The sequence below is a fragment of the Streptomyces megasporus genome, assembly GCF_000718985.1.
Lineage (GTDB): Bacteria > Actinomycetota > Actinomycetes > Streptomycetales > Streptomycetaceae > Streptomyces > Streptomyces megasporus.
In genome coordinates this window covers 108,625-134,189 of the sequence record NZ_JODL01000005.1, presented here as the reverse complement: position 1 = coordinate 134,189, position 25,565 = coordinate 108,625, and the positions used below count along the sequence as shown (strand labels likewise).

Below are 25,565 nucleotides of genomic sequence, written 5' to 3'. Positions count from 1 at the left end.
CGCACGGCCGCGGGGAGGTGCGGATCGGGTGCGGACGTGCCGCGACGGTCGCCCGGCTACCGTTGACCGACGAGGCCCGTGGGAGCGACGACGCGGACGAGGAGCGACGATGACGGAGATGACGGAGAAGAGGGAGAAGCCGGGGACGGCGAGGGTCCTGACCGTGCTGACCACCACCGACGCCCCGGAGAAGGCCGATGCGCTGGCCCGCGGCGCGGTGGAGGCCCGCCTCGCGGCGTGCGCTCAGGTGACCGGCCCGGTGACCTCGGTGTACCGCTGGGAGGGCGAGGTACGGAGCGAGCACGAGTGGCAGGTGTCGCTGAAGACGACGGAAGCCCGCTACGACGCTCTGGAGGCGCACCTGCGCGCGGCCCACGACTACGACACCCCGGAGATCATCGCGACCCCGGTCGTCCGCGGCGGCGCCGACTACCTGGCGTGGGTCGCGGCGGAGTCGGACACCGGGGCGGCCGACGGCTGAGGGAGGCACGGGGCCGGGGGCTGGGGCCGGGACCGGGGCGAGGGCCACGCGGGAGGGTGACCCGGCCCGCGCCTCCCGCGCGTCCGCGGTCGGCCGGATGTCGGCCCCGGCGCGTACGGTCGGTGTGTGGACGGCGGATACGGCGATGCGTACGGCATGGACGAGGTCATGCACGAGGTCATGCACGACGCCACGCACTACGACGGAGCGGCCCTGGAGCGCTGGGTGCCCGAGCCCGACAAACGCCCCGGCCGGACGGCCTTCCAGCGCGACCGGGCACGGGTGCTGCACTCCGCCGCGCTGCGGCGGCTGGCGGGCAAGACCCAGGTCGTCACCCCCGACGCGGTCGCGCGGGCGTGGGACGCCACCCCCCGCACGAGGCTGACGCACTCCCTGGAGTGCGCCCAGGTCGGCCGGGAGCTGGGCGCCGCGCTCGGCTGCGACCCGGACTTGGTGGAGGCGGCCTGCCTCGCCCACGACCTGGGCCATCCGCCGTTCGGGCACAACGGCGAACGGATGCTGGACGAGATCGCCGCCCCCTGCGGCGGCTTCGAGGGCAACGCCCAGTCGCTGCGGCTGCTGACCCGGCTGGAGCCGAAACGGTTCGTCGAGGAGCGGACGGAGGACGGCGAACGGCTGGTCGGAGTCGGTCTCAACCTCACCCGCGCCGCTCTGGACGCCGCCACCAAGTACCCCTGGCCGCGTGGCGGTCACCCGACCGACCCCACGTCGCGGAAGTTCGGCGTCTACGAGGACGACCTGCCGGTCTTCGAGTGGTTCCGGCGCGGCGCGCCCGAACACCGGCGGTGCTTCGAGGCGCAGGTCATGGACTGGTCCGACGACGTCGCCTACTCCGTCCACGACGTCGAGGACGGCCTCCACGCCGGCCACCTCGACCCCAACCTGCTGCTGGCCGAGCCCGAGCGCCGCGAGGTCTTCGCCGTCGCCGCCCGGCGCTATGCCCCGCCCGGCACCGAGGAGGCCGAGCTCGCCGAGGCGCTCGACCGACTGCTGGACCAGGAGTGGTGGCCGCACGGCTACGACGGGACGGCCGTCGCCCAGGCCCGTCTGAAGGACGCCACCAGTCAGCTCATCGGCCGCTTCTGTCTGGCCGCCGAGGGCGCCACCCGAGCGGCGTACGGCTCGGGCCGCCTCCTCCGCTACGTCGCCCACCTGGTGGTGCCGCGCGAGACGCGGCTGGAGTGCGACGTGCTCAAGGCCGTCGCCGACCGGTACGTCATGCAGCGCCCCGACCAGGAGCGCCTGCGCCACGAACAGCGCGCCGTCCTCGCCGAGTTGGCCGACGCGCTGATCGCCCGCGCCCCGGACGGCCTGGACCCCCAGTTCCGCGCGCGGTTCGCGGCGGCGGACACCGACGCGGCCCGGCTGCGGACGATCGTCGACCAGATCGCCTCCCTCACCGACGCGTCGGCCCGCCGCCTCCACGCACGCCTCACCGGCACCGGCACCACGGTCGTCGACACCGGCGCGTGATGAGGCGCGGGGCGGCCGAGGGTCACGGCGAACACGGCGAACATGCGAGCGGAACCGGCGGCCCACGTCGCCTCCCGGCTCCGGGGCCGCCCGGTCTCCCGCCCGGGGCGTTGGGCCGAAAGAGCCTCGGGCGGAGGACGGAGACGGAGGGTGAACCACCCCAACGCCCCAACTGCGGTGGCGGGTTGAGCGCGTTGCGGCTTGCATCGACGGTGAGGCCCGACGGGCCTGATTTCTCCCGTTCCATCCGGAAAGGCACACCGTCCATGCGACGCATCACCACAACGCTGGGCTCCCTCGCCGCGGCGACCCTGATGACCCTCGCCGTTCCCAACTCCGCGTCCGCCGCCCAGGGACTCCTGATCCTCGGTGACAGGTCCTTTCAGAACCCGAGCGGCTGCTACGCCCTCCTCGGCGACCGGGACGGCCGCGGCGGCCACGGCGACCACCGCGACGCGGAGGGCCTCGCCGCCGCCCAGGAGGCCACCACGCAGGAAGTCCCCGCTCAGGACGCCGCCACCGAGAACCTCGACGGTGACGGCCGCGGCGGCGACGACCGGGACCGCGACCGCGATCGTGACCGGGACCGGGACCGGGACCGCAGGACGACGATCGGCAACTACACCAACCGGGCGGCCCTCGTCTTCGACGACGACTACTGCACCGGCTACCCGGTGGACACCGTCTACCCGGGTGAGCACACCGACGTGAGGGGGCGGAGCGTCTTCATCCGCTGACGCACCCCCGCGCGTACCGCACCCTTGCGCGCCGCACCCGCCGGGCACCCGCCCGGCGGGTGCGCCGCCACGTCGTCTCGCGGCCGCCCGCTTCGCGCCGGGCGGGGCCCGTCGACGGGCCTTCCGTCAGCAGGCGCCCAGGTCGCGCCAGACGCCGGAGGCCGAGACGCCCGGCTCCTCCCCTTGAGTCCACCAGGCCGCCCGGTACGCGCGACCCCGGTGCGTCACCGTCGAGCCGCCCGTGTAGACCGCGGCGGCGCTCCAGGGGGCGGAGGAGCACTCGGCCGGTGTGGTGGGCGGGTTCGGGGGCTGGCCGCCGCCACCGCCGACCTCCACGTCCACGCAGTTGTAGAACGCGTTGACGGTGTCGGCGACGTTCCACACCGCGAGGATCTTGTGACGGCCCTGGGGCAGACCGGACAGGGTGTGCGAGACGGTCGACGGCGGCTGCGTGCCGCCCTGGTCGATCCGCTTGAACAGGACGCCGTCGACGTAGTAGTCCCAGGTGCTGGTGCGGTGCGCGGCGGTCAGTCGCCACTGGAAGGTGACCGTGCTCGACACCCGCGTCACCGGCCAGTTCCTGCTCTCGTCGTCCAGCACGGTCCAGCGGCTGCCGCCGCTGCACAGCCGAGAGCCCTTGGGCGCCTCGACGCTCTGCGGCTCGTACTCCAGCCCGCCGCAGCCGGAGACCGTGCGGGTGGCGCAGTGATCCTGGCGGCTGGGCGGGGAGGTGATCCAGCCGTGGGCGTTCGCCGGGCTCGCCGAGGTGACGACGACGGCCAGGGGCAGCGCCAGCGCGAAGACGGCGAGGAAGCTCAGCAGTCTTCCCGCGCTCGGGCGGCTCGTGGGACTCATGTGGGGGGCTCCTTCCCGATCCGCGCGTCCGGCGGAACCACCCGACGCGCGAGGTGGCGTGAGGGAATGCCACGGCGAGCCTCGCCGGAGCCGTGGCACATCGCTGACGACGGTAGGGCGGCGGCGACCGACCGTTAAGACGGTTTTCGGTTCGAGCCCGTGCCGCCGGCGCGGCCCGCGGCCGGTGTGCCCGACGAGCGGCGATGCCGGGTGCGTGCTCCGGCGACCGCAGGTCAGGGGCCGGTCGAGGAGCCGGCGGGGTGACCGGTGGGCCCCGGTGGGCGGACGGACAGGTCCGGAATGCAGGGGTTCGCGCACCTGACCTAATTTGGTACGTACCAATGCCCGGTGGGCCCCGCGTCAGCCCGCCTTCCGGGCGCGGCGGGGCCGCGGGGGGACGGATCCTGGCAGGATCCGGGCCATGGAGAAGTCCGCGCCGGAACAGCGACGATCACTCGCCATCGGGCAACGGTCCCTGGGCGATCCCCGGATCCACTACCCGCTGTGGCCACCGGTCCTCGGCGGCTGTCCCCGCACCTCCAGCGGCTTCAAGGACGTCACCACCGGCACGGGGGCCGGCGAGGCCGCGATACGGGCCCGCTTCGGGTGACGGCCGGGGCGCCGCGTTCGCCCCGGCCGGCGGACGGGGCGTCAGGAGGGGGCGCGACCGGTGGTGCTGTCCACGTGGGCGGGGATCTCGCCCTCGTGGCGGTCGCCGGTCGAGGCCGTGCCCGTGGGCTCGAACATCAGGATCGAACCGCCGGGCGAGGACGGCTTGTGCTCGGTGCCGCGCGGCACCACGAAGACGTCGCCCTTGTTCAACGCGACGGTCCTCTCGTCGCCGTCGGCGTCGCGCAGGGCGATGTCGAACCGGCCGTCGAGGACGAGGAAGAACTCGTCGGTGTCCTCGTGGACGTGCCAGACGTGTTCGCCTTCGGCGTGGGCGATCCGCACGTCGTAGTCGTTGACGCGGGTCACGATGCGCGGACTGTGGACGTCCCGGAAGGAGGCCGGCGCCTCGGTCAGGTTCACGGGCGGGCGCACGGGCTGCGGTACGGGCTCGGTGTCCATACGGCCGATTCCGGGCGGTGGCCGGGCCCGTCCGCTCGTCTTTTCCCGCACGGTCCGGAACCGGGGGCGGAAACAGGCCACGGGCGTCCCGACGTCCCTCACCGGCCCCCGTCGAGCGGCTCCGTCGCCAGATCGGCGACGACGGCGGCGTGGTCGGAGGGCCAGACGCCGTCCACGGGGGCGTCGCCCGCGCGCCGTACGGCCAGGACGCGTCCGATTCCGCCGGGACCGGGCGGGCCGACGTGCACGTAGTCGATGCGGGCGCTCGGCTCGAAGGCCGCCGCCACATGGGGGTTGGCTCTGTCCCGGGTGGCCGACGGCGCCGCCGGGTCGGCGTACTCCCAGGCGTCGAGGAGGACTTGGCCGGGGACGACGGGAGCCGTCCTGTGGCCGCCCAGCAGCCGGATCTCGTCGGAGTCGGGCCAGGCGTTGAAATCCCCGGTGAGCACCGGGGGGAAGTCGGTCCCGCCGCGGTGGGCCGCGACGAACTCCGCGACGAGGGCGACCTGTTCGCGGCGCACCGCCGAGGCGTGGGCGCCGGAGGAGAGGTGGGCGGTGAAGAACGGCAACCGCCGGCCGGGCGCGTCGACCAGCGCGTGCAGGGCCAGACGTCCGTCGTCCGACTCCTCGGGCGCCGGCAGTCGCACCGTCTCGCGCGCGGCCACGGGCCACCGGCTGAGCACGGCGACGCCGACGTCGACCGTCGGATCGCCCAGCCGCCTCCGCCACCTCTCGGGCCGGTCGGAGGCCGCCCAGACCCAGTGCATGCCGAGTTCCTCCGCGAGCCACCGCGCGAGGTTCTCACCGGGGACGGCCCACACCTCCTGCAGTCCGACGACGTCGGGCCGCAGGTCGCGCAGCACGGCGAGGACGGCCTTCCGCCGTTCCCGCCACGGCCCGAACCGCCACCACACGTTCCACGTCACCACCCGCATCCGCGGCCCGCCTCCTCTCCGACTCCGGCGGATGTCCCGCTCCCCGCTCCGGTACCCGTCCGGGGCGGCGCGCAACGGTTCGGGGGCGGATCGGACGGATCGGTCTCCGGCCCGCTCACCCCCCGCCGGCCGGAGGGGTTCCCACCGGGAGGTCCGCCTCCAGGAAGTCCGCTATCGCCGGGGCGAAGGACGGGTCGCGCACCGCCGACAGGTGGTCGCCGTGCAGTGTCCGCAGCGAGGCGTGGGGAAGCGCGTCGGCGAGCACCCGGGGACGGTCGGCCAGCGGGTCGTCCACCCCCGCGAGCACCAGCGTCGGCACCCTGACCTCCGACAGCGGGGTGGGCCCCCGGTGCAGGGCCCGACCCTGGGCGGCCAGCGCCAGACGGTCGCCGCCGACCTCGTCCACCCAGATCCGCAGGGCCGCCATCCGCCGGGGCACGTCGGCCGGGTCGTCCGCCAGCAGCGCCGTCACCAGCAGTTCGGGCGGCAGTTCGCGGGTGTCCACCCCGCCCAGTTCGACGACCCCCGCCCCCACCCCGCCGACGATCAGGCGCGTGACGCGCTCGTCCCGTGCCGTGGCCAGCAGCGAGGCGACCGCCCCCATCGAGTAGCCGACCAGGTGGACCCGCTCCGCGCCCAGGACGTCCAGCAGGCGCCGCAGGTCGCGGGCCATGACGCTCTCGCCGTAGCGCTCCGCATCGTGCGGCTTGTCCGAACGGCCGTGGCCGCGCGCGTCGATGCCGACCACCCGCCGCCCCCGGCGGAGCAGCGCGTCGACGACGCCGGGCCGGACCCAGTTGGTGTGGGTGTCGGCGATGAACCCGTGGTGGAGGACCACGGTGGGCAGTCCCCTGTCCTCGCCGGGCGGCGGGTCCCAGCGGTGGTAGCGGATGGTGACACCGTCGAAGGAGGAGAATTCCTGTGCCATGCTGCGACGTTAGGGCCGCGGTCCACGACGGTACGGTCCGGTTGTGCGAACGCACACGCCATCCCGTCGACCACTGGGCGCCGGCCGCGACATGGTCGACTTGACATGGACACAGCTTGGGCATGGTGCTGTCGTGAGGGATCCCCGAGCGACTGACAGTCCCTTCCGAGGAGGGATGCGCGGATGCACGGTGCGAACGCGACACGGACGGCCGTGGCGGAACTGCTCGACGGCGCACGCGCGAGACGGGGCGGCGCCCTGCTGATACGGGCCGAACCGGGACTCGGCGCCACCACCCTGCTCGACCACGCGGCCGACCGCTTCGGGAAGGCCGGCGGCACCGTGCTGCGCGTGCGGGGCGTGGCCGCCGAGACCGCCGTCCCCTACGGCGGACTGCACGCCCTGCTGCACCCGGTCGCCGACCGTCTGGACCCGGCCGACCCCCGCACGGCGGCCCTCGCCGAGGCCCTGACGCTCGGCACGCTCCCCGCCGCCATGGTCCGAGGGCCGGTGCCGGCCGCCCTCCAGGCGCTGCTGCACGACCTGACCGGCGAGGGCCCGTTGCTGGTCTGCGTCGACGACGCCCACCACCTGGACGAACCCTCCCGCCGGGCCCTGGGGTTCGTCGCCCGGAGGCTGGGCGCGCCCCTGCCCGTGGCGATGCTCGTCGCGACGGGCGTCGCCACGGCCGAAGGCGGCGAGGACCCGCTGCTGGAGGGGCTGCCCCGACTCGCCCTGGAGCCGCTGGACGCCGTGGCGGCGACCGCGCTCCTGGACGACCTGCTGCCCGAGGACGCCGACCCGACCCTGCGGGAGGCCCTGCTCCACACCGCCGGGGGCAACCCCGGACTCCTCACCGACCTGGTCGCCTCGCTCACCCCCGAGCAGATCGCCGGCACCGTGCCGCCGCCCCACCCGCTGCCCCCCGCCGGCCCCAGACTGCGCTCGTACGCCGCCGAACTGGCGCGGCTGCCCGCCGACCCGCGCACCCTGCTCCTGCTCGCCGCCGCCGTGTGCGAACTCGGCGGGACCGCCGACCGCACCACCCTGGGGCGCGCCGCCGAACGGGCCGGGATCGGCCCCGCCCGGCTGGACGAGACCGAGGAACGCGGCCTGCTGCGGCGCGAGGGGGACACCCTCCGCTTCGCCCACACCCCGCTGTGCCGCGCCGCCTACTGGGGCGAACCGCCCGAGCGGCGCCGCACCGCCCACCGCCTCCTGGCCGACGTCCTGGACGAGCGGAACCCGCGCGGCGGCGAGTGGACACCGCGACACCTGCCCGCCCTGCGGCACCGCGCCGCCGCCGCCACGGGCCCCGACCCGCGCCTCGCCGACGCCCTCGCGGCCGCCGCCTGCGGCACGGCGGTCACCGACGAGCGCGTCCACGCCGAACTGGCCGACGCCCTGTGGCGCGCCGCCGAACTCACCGGCGACGACGAGGCCCAGGACACCGGCGTCCGCGCGGCACGGCTCACCGCGGCGGCCGAACACGCCTGGTCGGCCGGGTTCCCGTACCGCGCCCTCGCCCTGCTGGACCAGGCCCGCGCGCTGCCCGTCCACGACGCCGTCCGCGGCCGGACCGAACTCGTGCGCGGCGTCCTGGAGTTGCGCAACGGCGTGGTCACCGACGCCCACGAACTGCTGTCGTACGCCGCCCGGCTGCTCGCCCCGCATGATCCGCTCACCGCCCGCAGGGCGATGCTCCACGCCTCCGAGGCGTCCTGGGCGGTCGGCGACATCGCCGGCCTCCGCGCCGACCTCGCCGGCGTCGCCGCGCTCGGCTCCCCCGCCGGGGACCGACTGCTGGAGGACTACTGCGCCGGACTGGACGCCGTGCTGTGCGGCGACTTCGACCGCGGCGCCCCGCCGCTGTTCCGCGTCCTGGAGTCGGCCGCCGAGGAGCGACAGCCCTGGCGGCTGATCCGGGCCGGGATCGCCGCCCTCGTCGTCGGCGACGTGGCGGCGGCCCTCGACCTCAACACCCGGGCCCTGGCCGCCGCCCGGGCGTGCGGCCCGGCCGCCCTCGTCCCCCAGGCCCTGGAGCACCTGGCCTACAGCGAGTTGCGGGCCGGGCAGCACAGCCGGGCCCGCGCCCACGCCGAGGACGGGCTGCGCCGCGCCCGGCGCACCGGGCAGCGCAACTGCGCCGCCCACCACCACGCGGTGCTGGCGATGGTCGCGGCGGTGGAGGGGGACGCCGAGTCCTGCGCCGGCCACGCCCGCGCGGCGGGCGAGGACGCCGGCCCGCACGGCCTGGGCGTCGCCGCCACCCTCGCCCAGTGGGCCCTGGCCCGGTGCGCCATGGGGCAGGGCAGGCCGCACGAGGCCGCGGCCCGGCTGGAGCCGCTGGTGGGCTCCGGACCGGGCGCCGGCCAGGGCCACTTCGCGCTCCAGGCACTGGCCGCGCCGTGCCTGGTCGAGGCCGCGGCCCTCGCGGGCGACACCGCGACGGCCCGCCGCGCCCTGGAGTACTTCACCGCGTGGACGGCCGTCACCGCCGACCCCCTGGCACCCACCCAGCTCGCCCGCTGTCGCGCGCTGCTCGCCGAACCGGAGGAGGCCCCCGAGCTGTTCGCCCGAGCCCTGGAGGAACACGCCCGCGTCGACAGCGACTTCGAACGCGGTCGCACCCAACTGCTGCACGGCAAGGCGCTGCGGCGCGGCCGGCGGCCGGGCGCGGCACGCGGCGTGCTGCGCGACGCGCTCCTGGCCTTCGAACGCTGCGGCGCCCGCGGTTGGGCCGACCAGGCACGGGCCGAACTGCGGGCCACCGGCGAGACGGCGGGCGCGGACGGGCCGCGGGTCCTGGGCGGTCTCACCCCCCAGCAGTTGCGGATCGCCCGGTGCGTGGCCGAGGGGGCCACCAACCGCGAGGTCGCGCTGCGGCTGTCGGTCAGCCCCCGTACGGTCGACCACCACCTCCGCAACGTCTTCGCGGCGCTGGGCGTCCGCTCCCGGGTGGAGCTCACCCGCGTCCTCGCGGCGGCCGGCGACGGGTGACGGCCGCCCCCGACCGTCCCGCCCCGCCGTGCGAGACATGGCCTCACGACGGGGTCGCCCTCCGACGGAAGGGGCGCGCGGGCCGGGACACCTGGGAAACCAAGCGGTTGGTAAGCGATGTCGCCCTACCTCTGGCATACCGGTCCCGGCCCGCCCACAATGCAGCATCGACCCCCTGATGCCCGCCAGGTGGAGGACCGTGATGCACCCCGTCGTACGTTCCCCCGTGAACGCCGAGGCCGTGGCCGTGCTGCACCGGGCCGCCCGCCCGCTGCTGGACGAACTCCCGCTGCTCACCGATCGCATGGTCGCGCTGCTCCGCAAGGAGGAACCCGCCTACCGCGCCGCGTCGGTGGACCAGGACGAGCTCTGGCAGGAGGTCCACCGCTCGCTGCGGCACAACGTGGGCTCCCTGCTGCGCCCGAAGGAACTGCGCGAGGCCGCCCGGCGCTGCTCCTGGCAGATCGGCGCCGAACGGGCCGAACAGGGACTGCCGTTGGACGCCCTGCTGCGCGCCTTCCGCCTCGGCGGGGCCGTGGTCTGGCAGGCCCTGGTGGACCGGGTCACCCAGCGCGACCCGGACGGCGTCCGGCTGCTGGTCCACGTGGCGGCCGAGGTGTGGGACTTCGTCGACGAGCACTGCGCGGTGGTGGCCGAGGCGTACCGGCAGACCGAGCGCCGGCTGACCTGGCGGCACGAGAACCGCCGTCGGCTGATGGCCGAGGCCCTCCTGGAGGGCACCATGCGGGTGGCCGACCTGCCGGAGGTCTCCGAGGCGCTGGGGCTGCCCGAACGCGGCCGGTACGCGGTGGTGGTCGTCTCCGGCGCCGGCCGGGAGGCCCACCGGGCCGCGGTCCGCTCCCGCGTCCCGTCCGGCCTGCGCGTCCTGTGGCACTCCCGGCCCGACGCCGACCTGGGCATCGTCCTGCTCGCCGGCGCCCCCCGCGACGGCGCTCCCGGCGACTCCCACGGCGGCGACCCCCACACGGGCGACGGCGGGAGCCGGGACGCCCTGGCCGAGCTGGCCGCCGCCCTGCCCGCCCTGCCCGGGACGAGGACGGGCATCGGCTCCGCCGTGGACGGCCTGGCCGCGGTCGGCGACGCCCGCCGGCTCGCCGAGACCGCGCTGCGCTCGGCCGCCCCCGGAGGCGAACCGGTCCTGCTGGACGAGCACCTCCCGGCGGCCCTGCTGGTCTCCTCGCCGGACCTGGCGTCCGCGCTGGCCGAACGGGTGCTGGGCCCCGTCCTACGGCTGGAGAGCGCCGACCGGGACCTGCTGCTGGACACCCTGACCGCGTGGCTGGAGTGCGACGGCTCGGCGCGGCGGGCCGGCGGCCGGCTGTTCTGCCACCGCAACACCGTCCTCAACCGGCTGCGCCGCTTCGAGCAGCTCACCGGCCGGTCGCTCGGCCGTCCACACGAGGTGGCCGAGCTCTCCCTCGCCCTGACGGCCCGCCGAGTGCTCCGTCCCTCGATCCGTACCGCTGTGTGAGACCGGCGGTGAGACCGACACCCCGAGGCGGCGTGACGGGGACGTCGGATGGGAAGGACCCGTGGGAAGCCCCAGGGGGACAACGCCGCCGCAACACACCCGAACCGGCCACCATCGCCTCTTTCCGGCGAAGCGGTCGGTGCGGCACGCTCACGGGGACGCAAACCGGTAGGGGGGCAGCGCAGCGAGGAGGAGCACGTGGTCGACGCACATCGCACGTTCGTCATCGTCGGCGGCGGTCTGGCCGGGGCGAAGGCGGCCGAGACCTTGAGAGCCGAGGGGTTCACCGGCCGCGTCATCCTGATCGGCGACGAACGCGACCACCCCTACGAGCGGCCCGCCCTCTCCAAGGACTACCTCGCCGGCACCGCCGAACGGGGAAGCGTCTTCGTTCACGAACCCGCCTGGTACGCCCGGGCGGAGGTCGAACTCCACCTCGGCCAGCCCGCCGTCCGCCTCGACCGCGACACCCGGACGGTGGAACTTGGCGACGGCGCCCGCGTCCACTACGACGCCCTGCTGCTGGCCACCGGAGCCGAGCCCCGGCGCCTGGACGTCCCCGGCACCGACCTGGCCGGCGTGCACCACCTGCGCCGCCTCGCCCACGCCGACCGGCTCCGCGGCGTCCTGGCCGGACTCGGTCGCGACAACGGGCACCTGGTCGTCGCCGGGGCGGGCTGGATCGGCCTGGAGGTGGCCGCCGCCGCCCGCACCTACGGCGCCGAGGTCACCGTCATCGAAACGCTGCCCACCCCCCTGCACTCCGCCCTCGGACCGGAGATGGGCGAGATCCTCGCCGACCTCCACCGCGAGCACGGCGTCCGCTTCCGCTTCGGCACCCGGATCACCGAGATCGTCGGGCAGGACAGCCAGGTCCTCGCCGTCCGCACCGAGGACGGCGACGAACACCCGGCCCACACCGTGCTCGCCGCCATCGGGGCCGCGCCCCGGATCTCGCTGGCCCGGACCGCCGGGCTGGAACTGGCCGAGGAGTCCATCGGGGGCATCGCCGTGGACGCCTCCCTGCGCACCTCCGACCCGCACATCCACGCCGCCGGCGACGTCGCCGCCTTCCACCACCCGCTGTTCGACACCCGGCTGCGCGTCGAACACTGGGCCAACGCGCTGCACGGCGGGCCGGCCGCCGCCCGCGCCATGCTCGGGCAGGAGGTGGTCCACGACCGGATCCCGTACTTCTTCTCCGACCAGTACGGCATGAGCATGGAGTACTCCGGCTGGGCGCCCCCGGGCTCCTACGACCAGATGGTGGTCCGCGGCGACGTCGGCAAGCGGGAGTTCGTCGCGTTCTGGCTGCACGAGGAGAGGGTGCTGGCCGGGCTGAACGCCAACGTCCGGGACGTCACCGATCCGATCCAGCGGCTGGTGCGCTCCGGCCGCCGGACGGACCCGGAGAAACTGGCCGACCCCTCGGTGCCCCTGGACGACCTGGCCGGCGACTGACCCGGCCACCACGCGCGGCGACACGCCACACCGCCCCGTCGGCGCGCGGGCGCGGACAGGGCGGGAGTGGTGGGAGCCGAGAGGGCCTCAGCGCTTGTCGGCCGGCTCGGGCTCGTGGTCGATGAAGTCCTCGTCGAACGGGGGCTTCTCGTCTGTCCAGGTCATCTCGGTGACGACCGAGTAACCCGTGAGTTCTCCCGCCTCGTGGCCGTCGTGTGCCTTGGTCGTCACGGTCTCACTGGCCATGGGCATCCCGGTCTCCGGATCGAAGAACAGCCGCCGCTCGAAGTCGACGGTCCTGTCGGGCACGACCGTCCGGGGCTTGATCGCGATCGCCCTCCCGGTCCGTCCGTCGTGGGTCTCGGCCTCGCCGAGGTCCCGCACCCCGGGCAGGGTCGCCAGCAACCGGTACGCGGCGGCGCGCAGCTCGGGCTCGGCGGGCGAGCTGAAGGCGACGTAGACGACGGTGTTGAACAGTTGCGTGTCGAGGATGCGCCGCGGGGCGTTGTAGTGCCGATCGACCAGCGCCTTGAGCTGGGTGCGGAGCTTCTCGGGCTCGGGGGACAGCTTGGCCAGCTCGGCCAGGCTGATCTGCCCGGCGTCCCCGACGTCCCCGGTGCCGCCCGGCGCGTCGGCCTGGAGCAGGCCCGCGCCCTGGTGATGGACGATCTGCCGGTCCGCGTCGGCCGGTGCGTCGGGGGGTGTGATGTCCCACTTCTTCGGCGATCCGTCGGCGCGCCAGGCCTCCTCGTCGGCCGGGCTCGCGGGCCGGGCGCCGAGTTCGAAGAGCTGGGACCAGTGCTCGCTGTTGCCGGCGGCGACCCACACCCTCGACATGTGCCGGACGTCGACCGTGTAGTCCTTGCCGGAGACGTCCGACAGAGAGCCCGAGCGCACCTCCTGGTACCAGTACGCGCCCGACACGTCCGAGGCGCGCTCCAGTTTGGAGGCCGCCGCCATCAGCACCCGGGAGTGGGCGAACGTCTCCCGCGCGGCGTCCGTGCCGCCGGGGCGCACCCCCTCCGCGCCGGGCGTGCCGGAGACGATCACCGCCGCGGCCACCGCCGCCGCCGTGGCGGTCAGGGCCGTGCCCCACACCCGGTGGGAGCGCCACAGGGGGCGTCGCGCCGACTTAGGGGCCGGCTCCGCGACCGAGACCGACTCCGGGGCGCCGGCGGTCTCGGTCAGGAGCATCGCCCGGTCGAGCTCCCGGGCCCGCACCTCGGGATCCACCGGACGGTCGGGGTCGAGGTGGCCGGGGCGTGCCGCGGCCAACCGCCGCATGACGTCGTGCTTCATCTCACGCATCCTCTCCTGCGGTCCGCACCCGGAGGGGCGCGACGGAACGTACCGGTGCCGTGCCGCCCTCGGCGGCCCGGGTCAGCCGTCTTCGGGCCCGGTGCAGCCGCACCCGCATCGCGGCGGCGGAGCAGCCGACGACCCGCGCGGCCTCCCGCGGACTCAGCCCCTGCCACGCGGCGAGGACGAGGACCTCGCGGTCCTCCTCGCTCAACGAGGCCAGCGCGCGGCGCAGCGCCATCCGGTCGGCCACCTCCTCGGCGATGTCGTCCTCCGCCGACTCGGCCCACTCCCGCAGTTCCGCGGCGAGCGAGGACCGACGGACCTCGGCCCGCACGGTGTCGCGCAGGACGTTGCGCGCCACGGCGAGCAGCCACGGCAGGGGCGGCTGCGGCACGTCGCCGAACCGGCGCCACGCCACGGCGAACGTCTCGCTCACCACCTCCTCGGCCACCTGCCGTCCCGCACGGCTCACGACGTAAGCCCACACGCGCTGTCGGCAGGCGTCGTACATGCTGGTGAAGCGTGCCGCGTCGTCGGACACCGGCCGCACCTCCGTTCCTCCGGGTGCCTTACACCGAGTAGTGGTGCGGGACGGTCGATCGTTACAGAGGGGCCCGCCGACGCCCGTGGGGCGGGGCCTTCGAGGGCGGCCTAGACTTCACACCATGGCCGGCAGGATCAACGACGAGGACGTGAAGGCCGTGCGGGACGCGGTCCCGCTCGACGCCGTCGTCTCCGAGTACCTCCAGCTCCGCCCGGCCGGTGGGGGCAACCTCAAGGGCCTGTGCCCCTTCCACGACGAGAAGTCCCCCTCCTTCCACGTCAGCCCGAGCAAGGGTCTCTACCACTGCTTCGGCTGCCAGGCCGGCGGCGACACCCTCGACTTCGTGATGAAGGTGGACCACCTCTCCTTCTCCGAGGCCGTCGAACGGCTCGCCTCCCAGGCCGGGATCACCCTGCGTTACGAGGAGGGCGGTTACGCGCCCGGACGCCAGCAGGGCGAGCGCATCCGACTGGTCCAGGCCCACAAGGCCGCCGCCGCGTTCTACGTCGAGCGGCTCGACTCGCCCGAGGCCGAGATCGGCCGCCGCTTCCTCGCCGAGCGCGGCTTCGACGCGGACGCCGCCGCGCACTTCGGCGTCGGCTACGCCCCGGCCGGCTGGGACCACCTCACCCGCTTCCTGCGCGGCAAGGGCTTCAGCGACAAGGAGCTGATCCTCGCCGGGCTCGCCCAGGAGAGCCGCAACGGGCGGCCCATCGACCGCTTCCGCGGCCGGCTGATGTGGCCCATCCGCGACATCACCGGCGAGGTCGTCGGCTTCGGCGCCCGCAAGCTGCGCGAGGACGACAACGGGCCGAAGTACCTCAACACCCCCGAGACGGCGATCTACCGCAAGTCCCAGGTGCTGTACGGCATCGACCTGGCCAAACGGGAGATCGCGAAGACGGGTCGGGCGGTGGTCGTCGAGGGCTACACGGACGTGATGGCCTGCCACCTGGCCGGGGTGACCGACGCCATCGCCACCTGCGGCACCGCCTTCGGCGGCGAGCACGTCAAGATCCTGCGGCGGCTGCTGATGGACAACTCCCGCTCGGAGGTCGTCTTCACCTTCGACGGCGACGCGGCCGGGCAGAAGGCCGCCCTGCGCGCCTTCGAGGACGACCAGAAGTTCGCCGCCCGCACCTCCATCGCCATCACCCCCGGCGGCATGGACCCGTGCGAACTGCGGCTCGCCCAGGGTGACGAGGCGGTGCGGGGCTTGGTGGAGGGCCGCTCCCCGCTCTTCGAGTTCGCCATCCGCTCGGGCACCGAACGGCACAACCTGGACACCGCCGAGGGCCGCGCCGCCGCCCTGGAGGAGGCCGCGCCGATCGTCGCCCGGATCAAGGACGGCGCGATCCAGCACCAGTACGCGGTCCGGTTGGCCGGGCTGCTGGGCATCCTCGACACCGAGTTCGTCGTGCGGCGGGTGGGGCAGCTCGCCCGCTGGGAGCGCGAGCGCCGCGCCGCCGGCCCCGGCGCCCCGCAGCGCCGCCCCGCGGGCCCGCCCGTGCCGCAGCCGCCGTCCGGACCGGCTCCGCGCGGCCCCCGGCTCGACCTGCGCACGCCCCAGCGGCTGGCCGAACGCGAACTGCTCAAGCTGGCCCTGCAGTACCCGCACCTGGTCTCCCCGCTCTTCGACGCCTACGGCTCCGACGAGTTCACCGCCTCTCCCTACGTGGCGGTGCGCGAGGCGATCGAGAAGGCCGGGGGAGTGGAGCGGGCCGACGGGGAGTACCTCGCGCGGGTACGCGACGCGGCCCCGGACGACACGGTGCGGTCGCTCATCACCGAGTTGAGCGTCGAGCCGCCGCGCACCCCCCGCGAACCCGACGCGGCATACGCCGGGGAGTTCCTGGTCAAGGTGCGCCTGGAGGCGGTCAACCGCAGGATCGCCGACCTGCGCAGCACCTTCGAACGCCTGGTCAACAGCGGCGACGAGGGCCAGGAGGCCGTCGCCGAACACCTGTGGACGCTGGAGCGGTACGGCCGCTCCCTGCGCGACCGCGGCGCCGCCGCGCTCTGGGGCTGAGGCCGGGCCGAGACCGGGGCCGAACGGTGGCGAGCCTCGTCCCACGCCGGCCCGGCGGTCCCTTCCGTGGCGCTCCGCACGCGCCCGGTCACGATTGGACGTCAAAAACCGGGTGCACGACCCTCGTGGCCGGAGTGTGTCGTACCCCACACTGGAAGCGGTGTCTGAGTCCTCGGAGCGCGAACCCCCGGAAGTCCCCGGAGCCGCTCACCCGCCCGGGACGGACGGCGGCGTGGCCGCGTCCGCCCTCGTCTCGCGTGTCGCCCCCGAACCCGAAGCGATCAGCTTGGAGGCCACCCCCGTGCAGACCCGGACCCTGGCCGGCGCGGAGCTCGCCGCCCCCACCGCAACCGCGCCCCCGTCCGCTCCGAACGCCTCGGCCCCTCCGCCCGTCCCGACCGTCACGGACCTGGCCGCCCTGCCCGCCGACCACCCCGAGGCCCTCCCGGAAGAAGTCCCGGAAGGAGGGGATGACGGGGAGGACGCCCTCCGAGCGGTCGCCGAACCGCCCTTCGTCCCACCGCCGGCGCGGACCGAGGGCGTCGGCCCCTCCGCCGACCTCTTCCGCCAGTACCTCCGGGAGATCGGCCGCATCCCCCTGCTGTCGGCCGCCGAGGAGGTGGAGCTCGCCCGACGAGTCGAGGCGGGCCTGTTCGCCGAGGAGAAGCTCGGCCGCACCCCCGACCTCGACGAGCGGCTGGCCCTCGACCTCGACCGGCTGGTGGTCATGGGACGGATGGCCAAGCGCCGGCTCATCGAGGCCAACCTCCGACTGGTGGTCTCCGTCGCCAAACGGTACGTCGGCCGCGGACTGACCATGCTCGACCTGGTCCAGGAGGGCAACCTGGGCCTGATCCGGGCCGTGGAGAAGTTCGACTACACGCGGGGCTACAAGTTCTCCACCTACGCCACCTGGTGGATACGCCAGGCGATGTCACGGGCACTGGCCGACCAGGCCCGCACCATCCGGGTCCCGGTCCACGTCGTCGAGCTGATCAACCGCGTCGTCCGCGTCCAGCGCCGCATCCTCCAGGAGCGCGGCTACGAGCCCACCCCCGAGGAGGTCGCGGCCCACCTCGGCCTGACGGGGGAGCGGGTGGGCGAGGTGCTGCGCCTCGCCCAGGACCCGGTGTCGCTGCACGCGCCGGTGGGCGAGGAGGAGGACGTCCACCTCGGCGACCTGATCGAGGACGGCGACGCCCCCTCGCCCGTGGAGTCCGCCGCCTTCCTGTTGCTGCGCGAGCACCTGGAGGCGGTCCTGTCCACCCTCGGCGAGCGCGAACGCAAGGTCGTCCAGCTCCGCTACGGCCTCGACGACGGCCGTCCCCGCACGCTGGAGGAGATCGGCCGACTCTTCGGCGTCACCCGCGAACGCATCCGCCAGATCGAGTCCAAGACCCTCGGCAAGCTCCGCGACCACGCGTACGCGGACCAGCTCAGGGGCTACCTGGACTGAGACCCCGCCTCGCCCCGTCTCAGCCGAACGCCCCCGGGTGCGTCTGCTCCCGCACGGTCACGTACTGCTGCCGCACCGCCTGGCCCACCGCCAGTTCCTCGCCCGGCTCGAAGACCTGCCCGGCGGGCGCGGGCCAGAGCGGAGGCTGCTGCGGCGAGAGGGTGCCCTGGGCCACCCCCAGCGCCCAGGCGGCCTGGCGGGCGGCGCCCAGCGCCGTGTAGTCCGCCGGTTGCGGGACCACCACCTGCGCCCCCAACAGGGACGGGGCGATCGCCTGGACGGCCGGGAGTTCGGCGGCGGGCCCCAGCAGGAAGATCCGGTTGACCGCCACCCCCCTGCCCCGCAACACGTCCAGGGCGTCCGCGAGCCCGCACAGCATCCCCTCGAACGCGGCGCGCGCCAGGTGCTCCGGCTTCATGCTCTCCCGTCGCAGCCCGGCCAGGGTGCCCGCGGTGTGCGGCAGGTCGGGGGTGCGCTCGCCCTCCAGATAGGGCAGCAGCACCAGCCCGTACGAGCCCGGCGTGGACTTCAGCGCCAGCGCCGACAGCCCCTCCAGGTCCGTGCCGAGCAGGTCGGCGGCGCCGCGCAGCGCCCGCACGGCGTTGAGCGTGTACACCACCGGCAGGTGCATGCCGGTGGCGTCGGCGAGCGAGGTGATCATGCCGGTCGGCTCCACCAGCGCCTGGTGGTGGACCGAGAAGACCGAACCGGACGCCCCGAGGGAGACCACCGCGTCCCCGATGCCGACCCCCAACCCGAAGGCGGCGGCCATCGTCTCGCCCGTGCCGGCCGAGATCAGCAGTCCCTCCGGGGTCTGCCCGGCGGCCTCGGCCGGGCCGGTCACCTCCGGCAGCCGCACCGGTCGGCCGAGCGCCAACTCCGCCAGGTCGGGCCGCCAGGACTCGGTCGCCGCCGACCAGTAGCCGGTCCCCGAGGCGTCCCCGCGGTCGGTGGTGCGTCGGGCGGGACGTCCCAGCAACTGCCACACCAGCCAGTCGTGCGGCTGGAGCACCTCGGCCACGCGCCGCGCCGTCTCCGGCTCCTGCCGGGCCAGCCAACGCAGCTTCGTCACCGGCTGGGCCGCCTGCGGCACGACCCCGACCGCCTGCGCCCACGCCTCGCGTCCGCCGAGGGCGTCCACGAGGTCGGCGGCGGCGGTCTGGGCCCGCTTGTCGTTGCCGACCAGCGCGGGACGCACCGGGGCGCCGGTCTCGTCGAGCGCGACCAGCCCGTGCTGTTGGGCGGAGACGCCGATCGCCTGGACGCCCTCCAGCAGTCCGCCGGCCGCCGCGTCGCCGATCGAGAGCAGCCAGGACTGCGGGTCGATCTCGGTGCGCCTGCCCGTGCTCGGGGCCGCGCCGTCTCCGCCGTCCCCGCCGTCCGAGCCCTCCGGCACGGGGTGCGGAGCGTGTCCCTGTCTGATGACGGCACCGGTGTCGGTGTCACAGATGACGATGCGGGTGTACTCGGACGAACTGTCCAGACCGGCGACTATCCCCATGGTGGGACATGATGCCTCACGGGACGCCGGGAGGCCGCAACCCCTCCGGTTCGGGGGCGACGGCGGCCTGCGTGTCCACCGGCGTCCGCGCGCTCCTCTCCGGCGTCGGGCGCAGCACCTGCGGGAAGAAGGTGCGGACCAGGGGCTCGGTCCAGCGGGCGGCGAGCGGACCGACGACCACCAGCAGCAGGACGTAGGCGGTGGCCAGCGGCCTGATCTCGGCGGAGACCCCGGCGGCCAGCCCGGCGATGACGATGGAGAACTCGCCGCGCGCCACCAGGGCGCCGCCCGCGCGGAGCCGTCCGCGCGGGGAGATGCCGGCGCGCTGCGCCGCGTACCAGCCGGTGAGCACCTTGGTGACGACGGTCACCGCCGCCAGGAGCAGCGCCGGGACCAGCACGGGCGGGATGTTGGCCGGGTTGGTGGACAGGCCGAAGAACACGAAGAAGACGGCCGCGAACAGGTCCCGCAGCGGCGCGAACAGCCGGTGGGTGTTCTCGGCGACCTCCCCGGACAGGGCGATGCCCACGAGGAACGCGCCGACGGCGGCGGAGACGTGCAGCCGCTGGGCGATGCCGGCGATCAGCAGGGTCAGCCCGAGCACCACCAGCAGCAGCAGCTCCGGGTTGTCGGAGGAGACCGACTTGCTGATCAGACGCCCGTGGCGCAGCGCCAGGTACAGGACCAGCCCCACCGTGCCCAGCGCGATGATCAGGCTGATGCTGCCGCCCGCCAGGCCGACCCCGGCCAGCAGGGTGGTCAGCAGCGGCAGGTAGACGGCCATCGCCAGGTCCTCCATGACGAGGACGCCGAGGATGACGGGGGTCTCGCGGTTGCCGAGCCGGCCCAGGTCGGTGAGGACCTTGGCGATGACGCCGGAGGAGGAGATCCAGGTGACACCGGCCAGGGCCACGGCGGCCACCGGACCCCAGCCCATGATCAGGGCCGCGACGGCTCCGGGGGTGGCGTTGAGGACGAAGTCCACCAGCCCGGACGGGTACTGCGTCTTGAGGTTGTCGACGAGTTCCGAGGCGCTGTACTCCAGGCCCAGCAGGAGCAGCAGCAGGATCACACCGATCTCGGCGCCGATCGCCACGAACTCCTCGCTGGCGCTGAGCGGCAGGAACCCGCCCTGGCCGAAGGCGAGTCCGACCAGCAGGTACAGGGGGATCGCGGACAGCCCGACCCGCCCGGCGAACCTCCCGATGAGACCGAGACCGAGGATGATGGCGCCCAGTTCGATGAGCAACATGGTGGTGTCGTGCATACTCAGCCCCCCGTGATGATCTGGGCGAGTTCGTCGACGCCCTCGCGGGTGCCCACGACCACGAGGATGTCCCCGGCCTCGAGCCGGAAGTCCGGACCGGGCGCGGGGTGCGGGGCGGTGCGACGCAGCACCGCGACGATGGACGCCCCGGTGCGGGTGCGGGCGCGGGTGTCGCCCAACGGCCGCCCGCGGTAAGGGGACTTGGTGCTGACCGGGATGCGCTCGGTGGCCAGGTCCAGTTCGCCCACGGCCAGGTCCGGCCCCTTGTCGGGGGCGATCAGCGCGGCGAGCGCCGCCGCCTCGTCGGGGTCGAGCTTGAAGGACGCCTGGCAGCCGTCGGGGTCGTCGTCCGAGTAGAACCCGAGGAAGCGCCGCCCGTCCTGGTGGACGACGACGGACAGGTGCTGCCCGGAGTGGGTGGTGACGTCGTACTGGACGCCGACACCCGGAAGCGGCGTGCGTTTCATGGGCAAGGCTCTCTCCCGTGGGAAGCGGGTCGGGTGGGCCCTGGAGCCGACGGCGGCGACGGAGAGCCCGTGCGAGTGAAGCGCCGGTCAGTTTCTCACGAAGCGCCCGGACGGCGACGGCGCGAACGCGCGTGGGACCGCGCGACTCCACCGGGCCGGTTCCTCGCCCCCGGACGCGACCGGAGAAGGCGGCGCACCCGGCGGCGCCCCCTTCCTCAGCGTTCCCTCAGTTCCCCTTCTCCGCCGGCGCACTCCCGTCCAGCACGGCTTCGACGAGCCGGCCGAACTCCTCGGGGTCCATGGGCGGCACCCCACCGCCCTTGCCCCGGATCCGCTCGCCGTCGAGTTCGACGGTCGGGGTGCCGGTGACGTCCTCGGCCGCGTCGAACTTCGCCGCGACCCGCACGGCCCAGGGGTCGAAGCGGCCTTCCAGGACGGCCTTCTCGAATCCCTTGTGACCCTTGAGTTCCGGAACCTCCCGGGCGAGGGCGACCAGATGCCGGTCGTCGGCGAACTCGTCCGACGTCTCCTCGGGGTGGCGGTCGGCGGAGAAGAGCACCTCCTTGTACGCGAGGAACGCGGAGGGGCTCACGTCCAGCGCGGCGCCGAGCGCGCTGAGCGCGTTCTTCGAACCGGTGCCCTCGATGCCGGCACGCTCGTCGAGGAAGGCGCCGAAGACGTACTCGGTCCGGTACCTGCCGGCCTCGACGTCCCGGCGGATCCTCTCGCCGTTGGCCTGCTCGAAGGATGCGCAGACCGGGCACCGGAGGTCCTCGTAGAGGGTGAGGGTGTGTCCGGCGCTCTCCTCACCGATCAGGATGTCGACACCACCCTCGCCCCGGGTGTGCCCGGGCGCTTCGTACCGCGCGTACGGTCCGGCGCTGCCGCCCTCCTCGGCCACCTCCGCGGCGGCGGACCAGTCGCTGTTGTCGCCCCGGCCGCCGTCGCCCCCGTGCGTCAGGAGGACGCCGGTGCCGGCGGCGGCCGCCAGGACCGCCGCCGAGGCGGCCCCCACGCCGAGTCGGCGGCGCAATCGGGAGCGTCTGGCCTGCCGCTCCCGTTCGGCACGCAACCGCTCCCGGGCGGTCGTCCCGGTGGTGCCCGCGGCCGTGCCGGGGGCGGCCTCGACCGCGCGGCAGGTGGTTGTCGGCCGTCCGTCGTGCCGGTGGTTCTGGGTGTTCATGACGGTGACTCTCCGGATGCGGGTGGAAGCCGGGGACGGACCCGTCCCGCCCGGGGCGGACCCCGGGCGGGACGGGCGGGAGGACGGTCAGGAGGACAGGGCCGTGATGGCCTGCCATCCGCTGGAGCCCACGACTCGGGGAGCGCCGGCCGCGTCCCGGCCGCCGGGCAGGTGGAGCAGACGGCCGGAGGCATCGGTGCTCCACAGGTCGGTGATCCCGTCGCCGTCGGCGTCGCCGGACGCGGTGATCAGCGGACGGTCGGCGGGGGACCAGCCCGTCCCGTACAGGACGCGACCACCGCGATCCCCCAGGGAGACCGGATCGGTGAGGGTGGCGTCCGCGGCGTCCGGCCGTCCGCGGTGGAGCCACAGCTCCCCGGTGGTCCTGTCGCGGACCAGCAGGTCGGGGTGGCCGTCGCCGTCCAGGTCGCCGGGGGAGACCAGTGTGGTGTCCGCCCAGCCGCTGTCGCCGATGAGGTACGGCAGGTCCAGGAATCCGTTCTCGTACCCGGGCAGGTACCACAGCCGATCGCCGATGACGGCCAGGAAGTCCGTGGTGGACTGCTCGGTGTCGTGGCTGAGGTCCCCGACGGCGACGAGCTGGTCGATGGCGGCGGGGTCGATGTACTGGGAGTCCTCCTCGTTGGTGAACTGCAGGATCTCCTGCCGGGTTTCGTCGGATATGTGGCCGAGCCCGTCGTTCGGGTAGAGCCACAGCCTGCCGTCGGTGCGCCGGGCGACCAGGTCGAAGTAGCCGTCGGAGGTCCAGTCGCCGCGCTGTGTGATCAGTGATCCGGTCCAGTCACCGGTGGTGGAGACATCGACCCCGGGCGCGTGGCCTCCGGAGCCGTCGCCCGGATACAGCAGCAGGTTGCCGGAGCCGTCGATGGCGTAGAAGTCGGGGTTGCCGTCGCCGTTGAGGTCACCGGGCTCGTCGGTGATGCCCCGGCTCGTCGCGTAGAAGGTGTACCGCAGGGTGTCGGAGACGTTGCCCGCGTGGTCGACGCTCTGCACGTACAGGGTGTGGGGCCCTGTACTGGTGGGGGTGAGGGTGATGTCCACCGAACCGCCCGCGGTGGCGGGCTTGGCGGAAGAGGTCGGCGGATACTGGTCCAGGCCGTAGCGGTACTCGACCACGTCGGAGATGCCGCCGCTGCCCAGGGTGAAGGTGCCCGGGGTGCGGGCCGGGGCACCCTGAGTGCCATCGGTGCCGTCCGGGTACTCGACGGAGCTGACCGTGGGCAGCTCGGTGGGCCGCTGCGGGTCGAAGCCGAACCGGCACTCGGCGGTGCCCGCGGGCATCCAGGCCGAGGAGGAGTGGTCGTCCAGCGCCTTGGCCTTCCAGGAGAAGCTCCCGCCGGCCGCGTCGACGTGTCTGGCCAGCAGCTCCTTGGGGATGGTGACGTGCGCGTAGGTGCCGGTGCTGCGCGAGGAGACCCGCACCATTCCGACGAAGAGCAGACCGGGGGCCTCATGGCGCTTGCCGGTGGCCCACAGGTGGAACTGGACCCGTACGTCGCCGCCGTCGGGGTCGGAGGCGTAGGCCGTCAGTCTCACGTCGGTGTTGCCCAACCAGACCTTCGGCGCGGTGTGGCCGCAGTCGACGCCGTTGTGGGTGCTGGGGGAGGTGTCCAGGTTCCAGGGTGCCTTCGGCCTCCGGTTGTAGTCGACGATGAGCGTGGGGTTGGGGGCGAACCGCTTCCAGCCGAAGGTGTCGGTCTCACTGCTCGCCCGCAGCCCGAAGGTGATGTGGCTCCACTTCTTGGACGCGGCCTCGCGGGCGGCCGCGGTGGCGTCGAAGTCGACGCTCTTGTCGGCGCAGCCGCGGGCCTCGTTGCCGTGAGCGGCGTTGAGGGTGTCGAGCCTCGTCTTCCAGGCGGGCTGATTGTTCCAGGTGGTGGCGGAGCTGATCCCCCCGGTCAGCCACAGCTCGACCGGGCGGGGGGAGCAGGACCACGAGTGGGTCATGGTGATCTTGAACTGGGCGTCCAGCACCTGCACGTCGGCCAAGTCCCTGGAGCCCAACCGGAAGAATGACCGTGCGGTTCCGCCGTCTTCGGATTCGTACCCCACCCGCGCGTACTTGCCGGCGGTGCCCCATCCCGCGCCGTTCCAGTAGGAGGTGTTCGGGTAGGGCTTGTACGCGGTGGTCCAGGCCTCGAGGCTGCCGGTGAAACGCGGGTCGATGTAGATCGGGAAGACGGTGTCCGGCGAGGTCAGCAACTCCTGGTCGGGGGTGAGGGAGAGGGCGCGATCCGACACCTTCAGCCCCACCTCGGCGCTGCGGGCGCCGGGACCGAGACCGTCGCCCGTCGTGGCGGACAGGTCGGCCGCGGGCTCGGAGGAGAGGAGTCCGTACCTCTTGAAAGCGTTGAATGCGGCCGGTCCCTCCTTGGCCGCCTTCTCGGCGGAGGAGTCCCACATGCGGGCGGTGGAGGTGGCGAACACCGTCTGTCCGGCCGGGTTCTTCGCCGTCAGCGCGCCCGTCTCCTCGTCGGCGCGTACGGTGAGCCCGTCGACCTTCAGGCCGAAGGACACCTCGCGCAGCTTGGCGCTGCGCGCGGCCTGCGGCGTCTTGACGATCAGGGCCTGGGAGAACCCGTCGATGTCGGCGGCCAACGCCAGGTCGACGCCGGGCAGGACGTCGGGGTAGCGGGCGACGCTGCCCTCCAGCACCGGTTCGGGCAGTGGCTCGGGCCAGGTCAGGGCCAGGCTCCGGCCCTGGTCCGCCATCTTCACCAGCGCCCCCTCGCCCCCCGCGGAGAAGGTGACGCCGCCGGTGGCGGCCTTGGGAGCGATTCGGCCGTCCGTCTCGGTGAGCGTGGTGTCCACCGGGACCCAATCGCCGTCGCGGCGCACCCGCACGGGTTGGGCGTGCTGGGTCAGGCGCAGGGTGCCGTCGGGTTGGGCGTGCACCTCGCTGTTCTCGGTGCGCAGGACGGTGACTTCCTTCGCCTTGCCGCTGCGGGCGGCCTGGTCCAGCGCCTGTTCCTCGGCCGAGACCGAGTCGGAGGAGTCGGTGGTGCCCCCCTGTGACGCCTGGGTGGGCACGGACGGCAGGAAGCCGAGCGAGGCGCCGATCAGCAGGGCCGCCAGTGCCGCGCGGCCGCGCGGTCTGTGCCGCACCGGCCGCCGGAAACGCATGTCGGACATGGGAAGGCTTTACTCCTGTCTCGCCGATGACACGTCAACAAGCATGCACAGGATGACAGTTGACGAACCATCCGCCCCGAGGTCGTTCTTCGATCACAGAGGGTCCGAAAAGGTTGTCAGAAAGTGCTCCGCCGTTCTAGCGTGCCGATGATCACAAGATCTTTACCTTTTGGGGGCACGGGTGGGGGCGGGCGCGGCACGTTTCCTCT

General features: G+C 74.1%; 20 protein-coding genes. 9 read left to right on the top strand and 11 right to left on the bottom strand.

All coding sequences use genetic code 11. From position 1 onward, the window contains the following. Positions 1-109: 109 nt before the first annotated feature. From cutA to IF47_RS0106710, 3 genes are all read left to right on the top strand, one after another. Positions 110-481, top strand: coding sequence for a divalent-cation tolerance protein CutA (gene cutA, locus IF47_RS0106720; RefSeq protein WP_245641022.1), 372 nt, complete (start codon positions 110-112; stop codon positions 479-481). Positions 482-637: 156 nt separating this feature from the next. Then, on the top strand, positions 638-1,975 hold the full coding sequence (locus IF47_RS0106715; RefSeq protein WP_051717229.1) for a deoxyguanosinetriphosphate triphosphohydrolase: 1,338 nt from the start codon (positions 638-640) through the stop codon (positions 1,973-1,975). A 266-nt stretch (positions 1,976-2,241) separates the two neighbouring features. Next, positions 2,242-2,712 (top strand): hypothetical protein, encoded by a 471-nt coding sequence (locus IF47_RS0106710; RefSeq protein WP_031507374.1) that lies wholly within the window; start codon positions 2,242-2,244, stop codon positions 2,710-2,712. A gap of 126 nt (positions 2,713-2,838) precedes the next feature. On the opposite strand, the gene IF47_RS0106705 is transcribed toward IF47_RS0106710, so the two are convergent. Continuing rightward, positions 2,839-3,567, bottom strand: coding sequence for a lytic polysaccharide monooxygenase (locus tag IF47_RS0106705; RefSeq protein WP_051717155.1), 729 nt, complete (start codon positions 3,565-3,567; stop codon positions 2,839-2,841). Between the two features lie 421 nt (positions 3,568-3,988). Between IF47_RS0106705 and IF47_RS0106700 the strand changes: the two genes are divergently transcribed. Next, positions 3,989-4,177: a hypothetical protein gene (locus IF47_RS0106700; protein ID WP_031507372.1), complete on the top strand. Its 189-nt coding sequence runs from the start codon at positions 3,989-3,991 to the stop codon at positions 4,175-4,177. A gap of 41 nt (positions 4,178-4,218) precedes the next feature. Here the strand turns inward: IF47_RS0106700 and IF47_RS0106695 are convergent, their stop codons facing one another. The 3 genes from IF47_RS0106695 to IF47_RS0106685 form a co-directional block, all read right to left on the bottom strand. Beyond that, positions 4,219-4,638 (bottom strand): cupin domain-containing protein, encoded by a 420-nt coding sequence (locus tag IF47_RS0106695; protein ID WP_051717153.1) that lies wholly within the window; start codon positions 4,636-4,638, stop codon positions 4,219-4,221. A 98-nt stretch (positions 4,639-4,736) separates the two neighbouring features. Next, positions 4,737-5,573 (bottom strand): endonuclease/exonuclease/phosphatase family protein, encoded by an 837-nt coding sequence (locus IF47_RS0106690; RefSeq protein ID WP_031507370.1) that lies wholly within the window; start codon positions 5,571-5,573, stop codon positions 4,737-4,739. A gap of 115 nt (positions 5,574-5,688) precedes the next feature. Further along, positions 5,689-6,501 (bottom strand): alpha/beta fold hydrolase, encoded by an 813-nt coding sequence (locus IF47_RS0106685; RefSeq protein ID WP_031507369.1) that lies wholly within the window; start codon positions 6,499-6,501, stop codon positions 5,689-5,691. A 183-nt stretch (positions 6,502-6,684) separates the two neighbouring features. Here IF47_RS0106685 and IF47_RS0106680 point away from each other — a divergent pair, with 183 nt between their 5' ends. From IF47_RS0106680 to IF47_RS0106670, 3 genes are all read left to right on the top strand, one after another. Beyond that, the gene (locus IF47_RS0106680; RefSeq protein ID WP_037732098.1) at positions 6,685-9,501 is read left to right on the top strand and encodes an AAA family ATPase; all 2,817 of its coding nucleotides are present in this window, start codon (positions 6,685-6,687) and stop codon (positions 9,499-9,501) included. A gap of 202 nt (positions 9,502-9,703) precedes the next feature. After that, positions 9,704-10,993: a PucR family transcriptional regulator gene (locus IF47_RS0106675; protein ID WP_245641021.1), complete on the top strand. Its 1,290-nt coding sequence runs from the start codon at positions 9,704-9,706 to the stop codon at positions 10,991-10,993. Between the two features lie 198 nt (positions 10,994-11,191). Continuing rightward, positions 11,192-12,454 carry an NAD(P)/FAD-dependent oxidoreductase gene (locus tag IF47_RS0106670; protein ID WP_031507365.1) on the top strand — a complete coding sequence of 421 codons (1,263 nt, stop codon included), beginning with the start codon at positions 11,192-11,194 and terminating at the stop codon, positions 12,452-12,454. 87 nt (positions 12,455-12,541) lie between these two features. Here the strand turns inward: IF47_RS0106670 and IF47_RS0106665 are convergent, their stop codons facing one another. Then, complete coding sequence (locus tag IF47_RS0106665; RefSeq protein WP_078591611.1) at positions 12,542-13,753, bottom strand: CU044_5270 family protein; 1,212 nt, start codon at positions 13,751-13,753, stop codon at positions 12,542-12,544. A 1-nt stretch (position 13,754) separates the two neighbouring features. Beyond that, entirely contained in the window at positions 13,755-14,297 is a 543-nt protein-coding gene (locus IF47_RS0106660) for an RNA polymerase sigma factor (RefSeq protein ID WP_031507363.1), read from the bottom strand. Positions 14,298-14,421: 124 nt separating this feature from the next. Here IF47_RS0106660 and dnaG point away from each other — a divergent pair, with 124 nt between their 5' ends. Beyond that, positions 14,422-16,329 (top strand): DNA primase, encoded by a 1,908-nt coding sequence (dnaG, locus tag IF47_RS0106655; RefSeq protein WP_031507361.1) that lies wholly within the window; start codon positions 14,422-14,424, stop codon positions 16,327-16,329. A gap of 160 nt (positions 16,330-16,489) precedes the next feature. Then, positions 16,490-17,785, top strand: coding sequence for an RNA polymerase sigma factor (locus IF47_RS0106650; protein WP_031507360.1), 1,296 nt, complete (start codon positions 16,490-16,492; stop codon positions 17,783-17,785). Positions 17,786-17,804: 19 nt separating this feature from the next. Here the strand turns inward: IF47_RS0106650 and IF47_RS0106645 are convergent, their stop codons facing one another. From IF47_RS0106645 to IF47_RS0106625, 5 genes are all read right to left on the bottom strand, one after another. Then, the gene (locus IF47_RS0106645; RefSeq protein ID WP_031507358.1) at positions 17,805-19,286 is read right to left on the bottom strand and encodes an FGGY family carbohydrate kinase; all 1,482 of its coding nucleotides are present in this window, start codon (positions 19,284-19,286) and stop codon (positions 17,805-17,807) included. A gap of 16 nt (positions 19,287-19,302) precedes the next feature. Next, complete coding sequence (locus IF47_RS0106640; RefSeq protein WP_051717150.1) at positions 19,303-20,553, bottom strand: cation:proton antiporter; 1,251 nt, start codon at positions 20,551-20,553, stop codon at positions 19,303-19,305. Positions 20,554-20,555: 2 nt separating this feature from the next. Next, positions 20,556-21,026: a cation:proton antiporter regulatory subunit gene (locus IF47_RS0106635; RefSeq protein ID WP_106982506.1), complete on the bottom strand. Its 471-nt coding sequence runs from the start codon at positions 21,024-21,026 to the stop codon at positions 20,556-20,558. A gap of 220 nt (positions 21,027-21,246) precedes the next feature. Next, positions 21,247-22,203 (bottom strand): thioredoxin domain-containing protein, encoded by a 957-nt coding sequence (locus IF47_RS0106630; protein ID WP_078591610.1) that lies wholly within the window; start codon positions 22,201-22,203, stop codon positions 21,247-21,249. Between the two features lie 87 nt (positions 22,204-22,290). Next, positions 22,291-25,356: a DNRLRE domain-containing protein gene (locus tag IF47_RS0106625; RefSeq protein WP_245641020.1), complete on the bottom strand. Its 3,066-nt coding sequence runs from the start codon at positions 25,354-25,356 to the stop codon at positions 22,291-22,293. Positions 25,357-25,565: the final 209 nt, after the last annotated feature.